Origin of the sequence: Flavobacterium aquicola (assembly GCF_003385115.1) — a bacterium.
Lineage (GTDB): Bacteria > Bacteroidota > Bacteroidia > Flavobacteriales > Flavobacteriaceae > Flavobacterium > Flavobacterium aquicola.
In genome coordinates this window covers 98,164-112,558 of sequence record NZ_QUNI01000007.1, presented here as the reverse complement: position 1 = coordinate 112,558, position 14,395 = coordinate 98,164, and the positions used below count along the sequence as shown (strand labels likewise).

Here is a 14,395-nt window from a genome sequence, read left to right as displayed (position 1 = left end):
CAAATCTTATCTCTTTAAAGAAAAGTGTCCTTTTAGTTTCTTTCCCTGTTCTGTAATTATTTCAAACCAATAATCTGACGATGGCATTGGATTATTATTATAATTTCCATCCCAGCCTATACTATCACCTTTTAGACTCTTAATAAGCTTACCATATCTGTCATATATCATGATCTTTACATCGGTACCACCTGAAGTAGGTATTACATTCCAATAATCATTTATACCATCACCATTGGGTGTAAAAAAATTTCGATACATCATTAAAAAAACCTTTTCACCGCTTAAAGAGCAATTATCTTTATTTCTGATAAAAATTTGATATTCTCCGGGTAATAAATCTTTAAAAACAGGAACATCCTGATATGTTGTGCCATTCATAGAATATTCATAATTCCCAGCTGCCAAAATCTCTATTTCATTTTTTTCACTTTTCCAATGATTAGTTTTTACTGAAAAAGAAATATTAGCGTTTTGATTTTCTGCTCTTAAATAAATAAAAAAAGAACCTACCTCAAAACAGCCATTTATCAATGAATTTTCAATTCTAAAAAAAACCTCATTATCATTTTCCTCAATATGATATGGAAAAATTATTTCATTGGTTTTATTAACAGCATCATTATAAGAATTGTAAAAACCAGTAATAGTATTATTTTGTCCACTTAGAATCTCTTGAATTTTAGCATCTAAATCGTTCAATTTATAATTTGAACTTGACGGCTGACAAATAACAATATTTTTAGGAACAGAAAAATCAGTCCTTAAATTTGTATTAACTCCAAATTTAGATATCTTAAAACATCCTGTCAATAAATTGGTTACTTTAAAATAAATATGATTAGGATTACTATTAAAAACATATATATCTGGCAGCAAGTTAGTGTTATTTATAGCATCTGATTCAGATTCATGAAAAGTCAATCTTAAATTAGATTGGTTTCCTATAATCTCAGATTCTAAGGCTTTCAAATTAAAATTTAAAGGAAATATATCGCAGATTGAAATATCTTTTGGTGTTTTATAATATGGCGATGGGTTTATGATTAAATCAAAACTGGAAATAGAAAAACAGACTATCAACGGATTTGTTACTCTAAAATATACTTTTTCGTATTTCCCGTTTATATTATAGACTCCTGGCAATGGATTACTGTTATTCACTGCATCTATTTCTGATTTATGAAAACTGACTATCACATTGGTTTGTGAGCCAATAATCTCAGATACAGTCTGATTAATATCAAAAAGCGATGCATTTGTATCTAATTCGCAATGTTCAATATTTTTAGGATTTGTATATGATGGAGCAATTTCTATTTTTATATCAACTGGCACAGTTTTAGACTGTTTATTGACTGTATTTTTTATTACAACATACACAGTTTGTCCTCCGGGGATTGTATTTTTCCAGTAGGACGGCAATGCTTTCACTTGATTTTGAGCATCAGCAGCTGTTTCATAAACTTTTACATCAAAAGCTGCAGCTTCATTTTTTCCTGCTGCACCAAACCACCATTCCTCGGATAAACTATTATTTAAAATAACTTCATTCTTTATAGAATTTGGATCGATTTTTATCCTAAACAATTCATTTGCTGTAACACCATATAAACTTCCAAGTTCACTTGCTAAACCCCAAGTTCCATATGGCAGTTTTCCTAGAAGTCTATGCGAAACATAATTCGTATCATCATCAACAGTCACTTCATAAAGCACATATATATCATTTTTAATCCAAGCGATATACATTTTATTACCAAACATTACAAAATCACCAGCAGCATAACCATCTGCAAAATCATGCCATAACTTTAGTTGATTATAATTTCCCTTATCGAGACGATATACTTGTGGACTGGCGCCTCCAAAATACATATTTGACTGCCTATCAAATGACAGAGAATTAATAACACCCATTTCACTAAATGTATGTACATTATCAATACTACAATCTGTTGTATTAATTTTATATATGCTGGATAGATTAGAAACATACATATCGCCTTTCTGATTATAAGCAATATCCAATAGTGGCATACCCAAATTATTGCATATCGTTTTGACCGCAGGATTTGCTGTTAAATTATTGACTAACAATATATCACCTGAACTTGTACCTATATAAATACCAGTTTCTTCAGTTATTTGTGATGGATTAGCGTCCAACACATAGTTTTTTAATTCTGCTAGATCTATTGAAATAATTCCATCACTATCCGTATCACAAAAATTGAAAGGTGAAGCTGTTGTTTTTTTAGCAGTATTAGCTGTTTTTCCAAAGAATTTTGGATATACACTATAATCTGTTGAAAGACCTTGGCTAAAAACAAACAATGGAAATAAAATATAAAATAACAGGTAAATCTGTTTCATAATTCCTTTAAAACGAGTTGGGTAAATATAACAAAAAGAAATAATGTTAATTTATTTTTATTTTATTTATTAAAAGAAACCTCCTGTTAAGTCCAAAAAAAAACACTAACAAATTAAATTCATTAGTGTTTTTTATATGTTTCAAAAATATTATTTACTCATTCAGCATTTTCCAAAGCTTGTCTTTCAGTTCAGTCAAACCTTGTTGTGCAACCGATGAAATAAACAAATAAGGAATACCTTTGAATTCTTCGTCTAATTGTATTTTCAATTCTGCTTTCAATTCATCGTCCAGCATGTCAATTTTAGAAATTACCAGCAGGCGTTCTTTATCCAGCATTTCGGGATTGTATTTGGTCAGCTCATTCACCAAAATATCGTATTCATCCTTGATATTTGGAGTATCCACAGGAACTAAAAATAACAAAGTCGAATTACGCTCGATGTGGCGCAGAAAATAGTGTCCCAATCCTTTTCCTTCGGCAGCACCTTCAATAATCCCAGGAATATCAGCTATTACAAACGATTGAAAATCTCTGTAAGCCACAATTCCAAGATTTGGTTTTAAAGTAGTAAATGGATAATCAGCAATCTTTGGTCTTGCAGAAGTCAATACAGATAAAAGCGTCGATTTTCCGGCATTTGGAAAACCTACTAAACCAACATCAGCCAAAACTTTTAATTCCAAAATCACATCCATTTCCAAACCTGGCAAACCTGGCTGTGAATAACGCGGCGTCTGATTGGTTGAGCTTCTAAAGTGCCAGTTTCCTAATCCTCCTTTTCCGCCACGACAAAGAATTTGTTTCTCACCGTCTTCGGTTATTTCAAAAAGGGTTTCACCCGTTTCTTTGTCCTTAACTACTGTCCCCAAAGGAACTTCAATATATTTATCATCACCATCAGCTCCTGTACTTCTGTCTCCTCCACCATCACCACCGTGACCTGCTTTAATATGACGGGCAAATTTTAAGTGAAACAAAGTCCAAAGACCTTTATTACCAACTAAATAAACATGTCCGCCACGACCTCCATCTCCTCCATCCGGACCTCCATATTGAATAAACTTTTCTCTATGCAAATGCGTAGACCCCTTTCCTCCTTTTCCGGAAGAAACATAAATTTTTACGTAATCTACAAAATTTCCCTCTGTCATTTTCTTTTGTTTAAGGCTTAAAGTGTCTTAAAAAGTTTAAAATTGTTTAAAGTTTAAAATTGTTTAAAGTTAGTTGGAAGCCAGCTAAACCCTTAAACTTTTAAACTCTTAAACCTTTAAACCTTTAAAATATTAAACCATTTTTTTAATCTTTTAAGGCTCTCACCATTACTTTATCAATCTTTACACCATCCATATCGATAACCTCAAGCACAAATCGCTGCCAAATCAGTTTTTCGCCTTCTTTTGGAATATGTGACAATTCGGTCATTATTAATCCACTTACGGTAGTCACTTCATAATCATTTGTCAAATCATCCAATTCAAAATACGTAAGGAAATCATGCAGTGAATAATGCCCGTCTACCATCCAGGTTCCATCTTCTCTTTCGATCAATTTAAAATCGTCTTTATAAAAATCAGAGGCATTCCCTACTAAGGCTTCCAGAATATCATTTAACGTAATTATACCCTGAAAAACGCCATATTCATCGGAAACCAATGCATAATGAATTCCAGTTTTTTTGAATTGCTCCAATGCCTTATATGCCGTGGTCTGTTCCATCATAAACGGAGCTTCGGTCATAATTTCGGCTAGATTAAAATTGTCATTATCAACATTAGAAAAAATATTTTTCAAATTGACAATCCCTACAATATCATCGTGATTTTCATTATAAACCGGATAAACTGAATGCAGTTCTTTAATCATAAATCCTCTCACCTGACTCTTATCGGCACGCAAAGGAAGCATCATCACTGATTTTCTGTGAGTCATTAACGAGTTGATTTTCCTGTCACCAATATGAAAAACACGTTCTACGATATCCTGTTCAATTTCCTGAACTTCTCCGCCTTCAGTACCTTCTTTGATGATGGCTTTAATCTCCTCCTCTGTTACTTTTCCGTCAGCGGTAGGTTTTATGCGTAAAATATCCAGTAAAAAATCGGTAGATGTAGTTAATAGCCATATAAATGGAGCGGTAACTATCGAAATTATTTTCATAGGCATAGCAACAGCTTTCGCAATACCTTCTGGATAATTTAATCCTATCCTTTTTGGAAATAACTCTCCTAATACCAAAGAAAAAAAAGTCAATGTTACTACAACGATTCCTACAGCTATTGAGTGTGCATAAGGAACCAGTATTTGAAATCCCTTAATAAATGTTTCTACATCAGAAGTAATTTTGTCACCACTGAAAATACCTGTAAGAATTCCAATAAGAGTGATTCCTATTTGTACAGTCGACAGGAATTTATTAGGTGAATTGGCCAGATCTAATGCAATCTGGGCATTTTTATTTCCTTTTTTTGCGGATGTTTCCAATCTGTTTTTTCTGGCCGAAATCAATGCAATTTCCGACATAGAGAAAACCCCGTTTAAGAGTATCAGAAAAAATATTATAACTATTTCCAATGTTTAGATAATTCGTTTATATATTGGATTTCATAGAATCCCGTTATTGTGCAGTCTTATTTTAATAGCCCAGATGGAAGTGGAAAGCTTACAGCTATAAAAAACTAATTTTTCCTGTTATAAAAGAGCGACCAGCGGAAGCTCCTTTTATGACATAGAAAAATAGTTTTTTATGGCTGTGACTTGTAACGCACAGCTGGAGACTGCTCCTATAAATTATCGATAACCGCAGTTAGTCTTTCCGTAATTTCCTCGATAGTTCCTATTCCATTTACTGCATGAAACTTATTTTGATCTTTGTAATATCCTATCAGCGGAGCGGTTTTTTCATTGTATTCCTGGTAACGGTTTCTGATCTTTTCTTCGTCCTGATCATCTATTCTTCCGCTGGTTTTTCCTCTTTCCAATAATCTGGCTACTAAAATGTTGTCATCAGCTTCTAGCGCCACAGTTGCGTTTACTTTGGAACCGATTGTTGGCAAGAACGCATCCAAAGCCTCGGCCTGACCAATAGTTCTTGGGTAACCATCAAATAAAATTCCGTTTGAATCCAAGTGTTTATTTACCTCATCGATAAGCATTTTGGTTGTTAATTCGTCTGGAACTAAATCTCCAGCATCCATAAATACTCTTGCTTCTTTACCAAGCGGTGTATCATTTTTCAGATTGTAACGAAAAACATCCCCCGTTGAAATGTGCTGTAAATTGTATTTTTCTTTTAAAAATTCTGCCTGAGTTCCTTTTCCTGCTCCTGGTTTTCCAAATAAAACAATATTGATCATTCCTTTTTTATATATGGTTTTTACTATTTTAGTTATTCTTCTTTTAATTGATACACTTCTGGTAAATTACGGCCTAAACCATCGTAATCCAATCCAAAACCAACGATGAATTTATTTGGAATCCGTATTCCCACATAGTCGATTTTCAGGTCTTTTTTAAAAGCATCTGGTTTAAAGAAAAGTGTTGCAATTTTAAAATGTTTTACATTCTGGCTTTTGAACAGTTTTTTCAATTCTTCTAATGTGTTTCCTGTATCAATGATATCCTCAAGAACAATTACGGTGCGCCCAGTTAAATCTTGGTTAAGACCAATTAACTGCTTAACGGATTCGGTAGATTCTGTTCCTTCGTAGGATGCCAATTTGATAAATGAAACTTCGCAGGGTTTTTTATACAGTTTTAAAAAATCCGAAACCACCATAAAAGAACCGTTTAAGACTCCAATAAATATTGGCGTTTCGTCAAAAAAATCGTCTTCAATTTGTGAAACCATTTTCTCAATAGCGAAATTTATCTCTTTGGCAGAAATAAATGGAACAAATTGTTTGTCGTGAAGTTGTATCATTATTTTTGCGTTTAAAACAATGCGCAAAGATACAGAATTACAAACAAATGCGAACATCAAAATATACCTAGACAATATTTTTTTCAAATTGTTTAAATATCACATACTATTTACAAATCAATTCTTTTAAATATTTTTTAATTATTAAATTGTCAGACTTTAAAACCCCTTAATCTTTATTACCGCCACATAGAGCAGAGTAAAAATAGATGTCGCGTAATTAAATAACCAAAATTATGATCCTAAAAAATTATTACTCTCTCTATTTTCTATTGCTTTGTTTTTCAACCATTCAGGCTCAAAATAAAAAAGAAAAAACTATTGATTCTCTTGCTGCTGAAAATCTTGAAGAGGTTTTAATTAGCCCGCTCCATATTAACAACAACCGACAAAATACACCCGCCTCTATTGGTATTTTATCCAAAAAAGATTTACTTCAAAATAGCACAACCGATATTAGCACTGTCATCAATACGATTCCAGGTGTTTTTATGCAATCGTCAAACTTTACAACAACCCGAATTTCAATCCGTGGCATTGGCGCTAGAACGCCGTATGGAACTAATAAAATAAGAGCCTTTTATGGCAGTATACCGCTGACTTCGGGAAACAGTGAAACAGTTATTGACGATATAGATTTAGAAAACCTCAGCCAGATTGAAATTATAAAAGGACCGCTTTCCAGTATTTACGGCGCAGGATTGGGCGGAGCGATTTTGATTTCGCCACAGCTTTCGAAAAAAAATGGCCAAAACGCTGGATTTAGTACTGTCGCAGGTTCTTATGGATTATTTAAAAACAGCCTGAATTACAGCTTGGATACTAAACAAGCGAGTTTAAATCTGAGTTATCATAAACTCAAAACAGACGGATGGAGAGAAAACAGTGCTTATAATCGGGAAGGAATTACCGTGGCAGGCGATTTATTTAGGAAGAAAAACAGTAAGCTCACTTATTTTTCAAATTATACTTATTTAAAAGCATACATACCCAGTTCGATCAATAAAACAATGTTTGATACAAATCCGCAGGCTGGCGCACCAACTTGGGTTGCTTCCAAAGGATTTAAAGAGTACAAATCAACTTTGGCAGGATTGGCTTATGATTTTAAGCTTAATGAAAATCTGAACAATTCGACTTCCATTTTCATTAATTACAAAGACAGTAATGAACCCAGACCTTTTGACATTTTACGCCAATATACTTTTGCAAGTGGTGCAAGAACTCAATTTTCCGGAAATTTTAAAATGGCGAAAATCGAAAACCAGTTTATTACCGGAATTGAATATTTCGCAGACAATTACAAAGGCAATACTTTCGAAAATTTATATAAAGAAAATAATGGTCAAGGAAGTTTGCAGGGAAATCAGCTTACAGAAACTGGACAGAAAAGACATTTTTATAATATTTTTTCGCAGATTAGAACACTTCTTTCTCAACAATTTGAAATTCAGGCTGGTATAAATTACAATAAAACGCAATTTGAGCTGGAGAATTATGATTTAGATTCAAATCAAAATTATAGTTATGAAGGCATTTTTTCGCCGCAATTGTCTTTTTTATTCAAACCAAATAAGCTGCATACTATTTATTTTTCGGCAAGCAGAGGATTCTCAATGCCCGCGACCGAAGAAACATTAACGAGTTCAGGCACAATAAATCCAGATATAAAACCGGAGAATGGTTATAATTTTGAAGTTGGAAGTAAATTCTACTTTTTCAACAAAAAGCTTTATACCGAAGTGAGTATTTATCGCATGGAAATAAAAGATTTACTGGTAGCCAAACGAGTGGGAGACGATCAATATGTTGGTGCAAATGCAGGCAAAACACTTCATCAGGGAATCGAAATCAATGTAAACCATAACTGGTCAATAAATTACATTTTTAATATACATTCTTATATTTCTGGTTCTTTCGGAAATTATGAATTTAAAGAATTCGTTGACAGCGGAAATGATTTTTCAGGAAATAAACTAACTGGAGTTCCTGCAAACAAAGTCAATGCCGGAATGACTTTAAATACAAGTTTAGGATTTTATCTAAACGGCGACTTTCAGTTTGTTGACAAAATTCCTTTAAATGATTCTAACTCCGTCCATACAGATTCTTACAATATTATTAATCTAAAAGCTGGATACCATTTCCAGATACTGCCTCAATTAAACGCTCATTTGGCCAGCGGAATTAATAATGTAACTGACGAAAAATATGCTTCATTAATTCTGCCAAATGCTGTCGCTGCTGGAAATGCTTTACCAAGATATTATTACCCAGGTCTTCCTGTAAATTTTTATGGAATGGTTTCCCTAAATTACTTATTTTAGAAGTACTATTAAATTTAATAAAGATGTCTTCCGAACTACAATCAAAACTCGACTATGTAAATGCTTACCGAGAAAACCGCCTCAAGGCAGCTCGTGAAATTATTGAAAACAAAGATTACTTTGATGAATTAGTCAGTATTAGCTTTTCACCTTCTGATAAAAATAATCATAAAGCCTGCTGGATTTTAGAATTTGTGTCGTACGAAAAACTCATTTGGTTGCAGCCGCATCTTGATTTTTTATTCGAAAACCTTAAACATTTAAAAGAAGAAAGTTCACTCAGACCAATTGCAAAAGTAATTCAGCTGTTAGTAAAATCACATTATACAAAAGATGAAAACGATATATTCCTTTCTGAAGAAAATCTCCAAAACTGCATAGAAGCCTCTTTTGACTGGCTTATTAATGATACAAAAGTCGCGACCAAAGCTTATTCGATAAGAACATTATATCTTTTAGGAAATCATTACGACTGGATTCATCCGGAACTGCAAATTATTTTGAACAAAGATTATGCAGATCATTCAGCAGCTTATAAGGCTGTTGCCAAAGAAGTGCTGAAGAAAATAAAATAGCATTTTCTTAATCAATTAGGAAAAAGTATCTTTGCAAATGCTAAGCAATGTGCTGAGCAGACAAAGTAAATACCATCACAATGAATTATTTTTCTTCTGATTTTAAATTAGGAATTTTAGGTGGAGGACAATTAGGCAAAATGCTATTGTTTGACACCCGAAAATTCGACATACAAACCTACGTTTTAGATCCAAGCGATGAAGCTCCCAGCAGAATGGCCTGTAATAAATTCTTCAAAGGTGATTTGATGGATTTTGAAACTGTTTATAACTTTGGGAAACAAGTAGACGTTTTGACTTTTGAAATAGAATTAGTCAATCTTGATGCATTAGAAAAATTGGAAAACGAAGGAAAAAAAGTATATCCTTCGCCAAAAACTTTGAAACTGATTCAAAACAAAGGGATTCAGAAAGATTTTTATATCAAAAATAATATTCCAACAGCTCCTTTTAAGCGTTATGCGACTTTAAAAGAATTAGTGGTTGATTTAGTAGAAGCAAATATTCAGCTTCCTTTTGTATGGAAATGCACCGAATTCGGGTACGATGGAAACGGCGTAAAAATCATCAGGCAAACATCAGATTTAGAAAATTTACCAAACGTAGAATGCATTGCAGAAACGATGGTGCCTTTCAAAAATGAATTAGCAGTAATTGTGTGCCGCAATCCACAGGGAGAAATAAGAACATATCCAGTGGTTGAGATGGAATTTCATCCAGAAGCCAATCAGGTTGAATATGTAATCTGTCCAGCGCGAATAGATAAAAAAGTAGCTGACGAAGCTAGATTGATTGCCTTGAACGTTTCACAGCAATTTAATCACGTAGGTCTTTTGGCTGTTGAAATGTTCCAAACCCAAAACGACGAAATTCTAGTAAACGAGGTTGCTCCTCGCCCGCACAACTCTGGTCATTACAGCATAGAAGCCAGTTATACTTCCCAGTTTGAAAATCATTTGCGGGCAATTATGGATTTACCTTTGGGAAATACTGAAAGTAAGGTAGCTGGTATAATGGTGAACTTGGTTGGAGCCGAAGGATTTTCGGGAGATGTAACTTACAAGAACATCGAAACTATTTTAGGATGGAATGGTGTTACCCCACACATTTATGGTAAAAAACAAACCCGTCCTTTCAGAAAAATGGGACACGTTACTATAGTAAATGAAGATATGGCCGAAGCAAGAAGAATTGCAGAGGATGTAAAGAATACGATTAAGGTGATTAGTTAAAAAAATAATTATAAATGTTGAATTATAAATTTTTAAATGAAGCCCTAAATTGTTTTTAATTTAAAAATTATAATTCAAAATTCAACATAAAAACAATGAGCAAAGTAGCCATCATAATGGGAAGTATCTCTGACATGCCAGTCATGCAGGACGCCATAGACATATTAAAAGAATTTGGAATCGAAACCGAAGTAGATATTGTTTCGGCACACAGAACACCAGAAAAATTATTTGATTTTAGCAAAAATGCACATATTCGCGGTATTTCAGTAATCGTTGCCGGAGCTGGCGGAGCTGCACATTTACCGGGAATGGTTGCGTCGATGTCTCCGCTTCCAGTAATTGGGGTTCCGGTAAAATCAAGCAATTCTATCGATGGCTGGGATTCTGTATTATCAATTCTTCAAATGCCAGGCGGTGTTCCTGTAGCAACTGTAGCCTTAAACGGAGCTAAAAATGCTGGAATTCTTGCTGCTCAAATTATTGGAAGCAGTGATAACAACATATTAGATAAAATTATAAGCTATAAAGAAGGACTTAAAGAAGCTGTGTATAAATCTTCGAAAAACTTAGATAAATAAAAAAAAGCTCCATAAAAAGGAGCTTTTTTGATACTTTAAATTCTAAATTCGGGGAGATTTAGAAGTTTTTAAATATAAAGTTCTATTTGATTTGGGGACAAAAAGAGCTTATAATTTTCGACTGAATTAATCCTTTAAAGAATTAATTACTCGACAAAAGTACACATAAAACCGACTAAACGCATACTTACTGTAAATTTTAACATTTTTTTCCTTGTTTTTATTTTCAGAATAAATAAAGATAAAGCAATAAATACCAATTATTTGGAACAAAAACGACCTTGAATTATGAATATATTACTCCAGAAATTCGATACAAAGCTAGATACTGCGCCATTTTCTAAGATAAAAAACGAAAATTACCTTCCTGCGTTTCAAGAAGGAATTAAATTAGCTAAAGCCGAAATTGACGCTATAGTCAACAATACGGAAAATCCTACTTTCGAAAACACAATTGAACTTTTAGCCTTTAGTGGAGATACTTTAGACCGAATTTCGAACATCTTTTTCAATTTAAATTCGGCTGAAACGAGCGAAGAAATGCAAAAAATTGCTCAAGAAGTTTCTCCTTTACTCTCTGAATTTGGAAATGATATTACACTAAACGCAGATTTATTTGCCAAAGTAAAAAGCGTTTATGATCAAAGAAACACTCTAAACTTAAATGTAGAACAAACGACGCTGCTCGACAAACAATACAAAAGCTTTTCTAGAAACGGAGCTAATTTACCCGAAGAAAAGAAAACCAAATTGAGGGAAATTGATAAAGAGTTATCAAAATTGAGTCTGCAGTTTGGCGAAAATGTACTAGCAGAAACCCATGCTTTCGAACTGCATTTAAAAGATGAAAAGGATTTAGCCGGTTTACCCGAAGGCACAATCGAAGCGGCTCGTTCATTGGCGAAAGCGCAGGAAAAAGAAGGCTGGATTTTCACTTTGGATCATCCCAGTTACATTCCGTTTGTAACTTATTCAGACAATCGTGAACTGCGCAAAAAAATGGCTGTTGCTTTTGGTGCAAGATGTTTTCAGAATAACGAATTCGACAATCAGGAAATCGTTCTGAAAATTGCAAATCTGCGTTTTGAAAGAGCCAATCTTTTAGGATACAAAACTCACGCTCATTTTGTTCTTGAAGAACGTATGGCCGAAAGTCCAGAGAAAGTTTTATCCTTTTCAAATGATTTATTAGACAAAGCAAAACCTGCAGCTCAAAAAGAATTCGAACAATTATCAGCTTTTGCCAAAGAAATAGACGGCATTGAACAGCTTGAAAAATGGGATGGCGCTTACTATTCAGAAAAATTGAAACAGCAATTATTCAATTTGGACGATGAGAAATTAAAACCATATTTTCAACTGGAAAAAGTACTCAACGGCGCTTTCACCATAGCAGGAAAACTATTCGGATTGACTTTTACAGAGGTTTTCGATATCGACAAATACCACGAAGAAGTTATCACTTATGAAGTAAAAGACAAAAACAATGAATTAGTTGCAGTTTTCTACGCCGATTTCTTTCCCAGAAAAGGAAAACGAAACGGTGCCTGGATGACTTCTTTTAAATCACAATATGTAAAAAACGGCATAAACGAAAGACCTCATATTTCGAATGTCTGCAACTTCACAAAACCGACTGAAACCAAACCGTCATTATTAACTTTCAATGAAGTGACAACCTTATTTCACGAATTTGGTCACGGATTACACGGAATGTTAGCAAATACAACTTACCCAAATCTTTCGGGAACTTCAGTATATTGGGATTTTGTGGAATTGCCAAGCCAGATTATGGAAAACTGGTGTTACGAACCGGAAGCTTTGGCTTTGTTTGCTCACCATTACGAAACCGGAGAAGTTATTCCTCAGGAATATGTTGAGAAAATCAAAGAAAGTGCAAGTTTCCAAGAAGGAATGGCAACAATGCGCCAATTGAGTTTTGGATTATTGGATATGGGCTGGCACGGACAAGATCCTACAAACATTACCAATGTCAAAACTTTTGAAACCGAACAATTTGCTTCCACTCAATTGTATCCTGATGTAAAGGAAAACGCAATGAGTACTGCTTTTTCACATATTTTTCAAGGTGGTTATTCTTCGGGTTACTACAGTTACAAATGGGCGGAAGTTCTCGATGCCGATGCATTCGAATATTTTCAAGAAAATGGTATTTTCAACAAAGAAGTGGCCGAAAAATTTAAAGAGAATGTACTTTCAAAAGGAGGAACTGAACATCCAATGATTTTATACAAACGCTTCAGAGGACAGGAACCAAAACCGGATGCTTTATTGAAGAGAGCTGGTCTATTATAGATTGTTGATTAACGATTTTTGATTTCAGATTTAAACCGAGGTAGAAATACTTCGGTTTTTTTATTCAAAACAAACTTTCAATTATTTTTGAAAGTTTAAAAACTTTTACTTACATTTGTCTCAACACAAGGAAATAAATCCAAAAATGGAATTCAAAGAAGCAAAAAATAAATTCGTACAAACATGGGGAGCACTAGGATCTCAGTGGGGAATTAATAAAACCATGGCACAGATTCATGCTTTATTGATGGTCTCAAACGAAGCTGTTTCTATGGAAGACATTATGGAAGAATTGCAAATTTCCCGTGGAAACGCAAGCATGAACCTACGAGCTTTAATGGATTGGGGAATTGTTTACAAAGAATATAAAGCTGGCGAAAGAAAAGAATTCTTTACAGCAGAAAAGGATTTAGATGAACTGGCTTCCAAAATTTCGAGAGAAAGAAGCAAAAGAGAAATCAAGCCTGCTCTTAAAATCCTAAAAGAAGTTTCGACTATTGAAGCCAAAGATTCCGCTGAAGAAAAACACTTTGTCGACCAGACTTCTAAATTGTATGATTTCGTCTTAAAAGCAGATAATGTTCTAGACAAAATGACCGAATTCAATGAAAACTGGTTAGGGAAATTGATTTTAAAAATTATGAAATAGCTAAAAAAAATTTAATTTAAACTTTCATTTTTTTCTGAAAGTTTAAAAATTTAAAAATAAAAATTATGAATTTCAACATCATCGGGTATTTAATTTACCTCAGCACCACGATTTTCATCATCTTAAAAGTTGGAAAAATCTGCTACAAAAACGGTAATATTTATGTGGCAGAATTGATTCCAAATCACGCAGACATCTGTCAGAAAATCAATCAGGTATTGCTTTTGGGATATTATCTTTTAAATATTGGTTATTGCGCCATGACTTTAATTTCGTGGCAAAAAATAACCTCATCGACGCAACTCATTGAAACTATTGGCACAAAAACCGCAATCATCGTTTTCATTATTTCGGTATTGCATTACACAAACATCTTAATATTAACCAAATACATTCATAAAATAATTAAATAACT

The 14,395-nt window shown here is 33.6% G+C and carries 12 protein-coding genes; 7 read left to right on the top strand and 5 right to left on the bottom strand.

Features of this window, described 5'->3' with window-relative positions; translation table 11 throughout:
* Window positions 1-6: 6 nt before the first annotated feature.
* From C8P67_RS13205 to hpt, 5 genes are all read right to left on the bottom strand, one after another.
* Entirely contained in the window at window positions 7-2,376 is a 2,370-nt protein-coding gene (locus C8P67_RS13205) for a T9SS type B sorting domain-containing protein (RefSeq protein WP_115813651.1), read from the bottom strand.
* Window positions 2,377-2,530: 154 nt separating this feature from the next.
* A complete protein-coding gene (gene obgE / locus C8P67_RS13200; protein ID WP_115813650.1) occupies window positions 2,531-3,532 on the bottom strand; it encodes a GTPase ObgE in 1,002 nt (333 codons plus the stop codon).
* Between the two features lie 145 nt (window positions 3,533-3,677).
* Complete coding sequence (locus C8P67_RS13195; RefSeq protein WP_115813649.1) at window positions 3,678-4,952, bottom strand: hemolysin family protein; 1,275 nt, start codon at window positions 4,950-4,952, stop codon at window positions 3,678-3,680.
* Between the two features lie 209 nt (window positions 4,953-5,161).
* Window positions 5,162-5,734, bottom strand: coding sequence for an adenylate kinase (locus C8P67_RS13190; RefSeq protein ID WP_115813648.1), 573 nt, complete (start codon window positions 5,732-5,734; stop codon window positions 5,162-5,164).
* A gap of 32 nt (window positions 5,735-5,766) precedes the next feature.
* Entirely contained in the window at window positions 5,767-6,300 is a 534-nt protein-coding gene (gene hpt, locus C8P67_RS13185) for a hypoxanthine phosphoribosyltransferase (RefSeq protein ID WP_115813791.1), read from the bottom strand.
* Between the two features lie 236 nt (window positions 6,301-6,536).
* On the opposite strand from hpt, the gene C8P67_RS13180 reads away from it, so the two are divergent.
* From C8P67_RS13180 to C8P67_RS13150, 7 genes are all read left to right on the top strand, one after another.
* Window positions 6,537-8,627, top strand: a complete 2,091-nt coding sequence (locus tag C8P67_RS13180) for a TonB-dependent receptor (protein ID WP_115813647.1) — start codon at window positions 6,537-6,539, stop codon at window positions 8,625-8,627.
* Window positions 8,628-8,650: 23 nt separating this feature from the next.
* Window positions 8,651-9,202 carry a hypothetical protein gene (locus tag C8P67_RS13175; RefSeq protein WP_115813646.1) on the top strand — a complete coding sequence of 184 codons (552 nt, stop codon included), beginning with the start codon at window positions 8,651-8,653 and terminating at the stop codon, window positions 9,200-9,202.
* Between the two features lie 80 nt (window positions 9,203-9,282).
* Window positions 9,283-10,434 (top strand): 5-(carboxyamino)imidazole ribonucleotide synthase, encoded by a 1,152-nt coding sequence (locus C8P67_RS13170; RefSeq protein ID WP_115813645.1) that lies wholly within the window; start codon window positions 9,283-9,285, stop codon window positions 10,432-10,434.
* A gap of 95 nt (window positions 10,435-10,529) precedes the next feature.
* Entirely contained in the window at window positions 10,530-11,015 is a 486-nt protein-coding gene (gene purE, locus C8P67_RS13165) for a 5-(carboxyamino)imidazole ribonucleotide mutase (RefSeq protein ID WP_115813644.1), read from the top strand.
* Between the two features lie 288 nt (window positions 11,016-11,303).
* The gene (locus C8P67_RS13160) at window positions 11,304-13,331 is read left to right on the top strand and encodes a M3 family metallopeptidase (protein ID WP_115813643.1); all 2,028 of its coding nucleotides are present in this window, start codon (window positions 11,304-11,306) and stop codon (window positions 13,329-13,331) included.
* 145 nt (window positions 13,332-13,476) lie between these two features.
* On the top strand, window positions 13,477-13,980 hold the full coding sequence (locus C8P67_RS13155; protein WP_115813642.1) for a GbsR/MarR family transcriptional regulator: 504 nt from the start codon (window positions 13,477-13,479) through the stop codon (window positions 13,978-13,980).
* 65 nt (window positions 13,981-14,045) lie between these two features.
* A complete protein-coding gene (locus tag C8P67_RS13150) occupies window positions 14,046-14,393 on the top strand; it encodes a hypothetical protein (protein ID WP_115813641.1) in 348 nt (115 codons plus the stop codon).
* The last annotated feature ends 2 nt before the right edge of the window (window positions 14,394-14,395 follow it).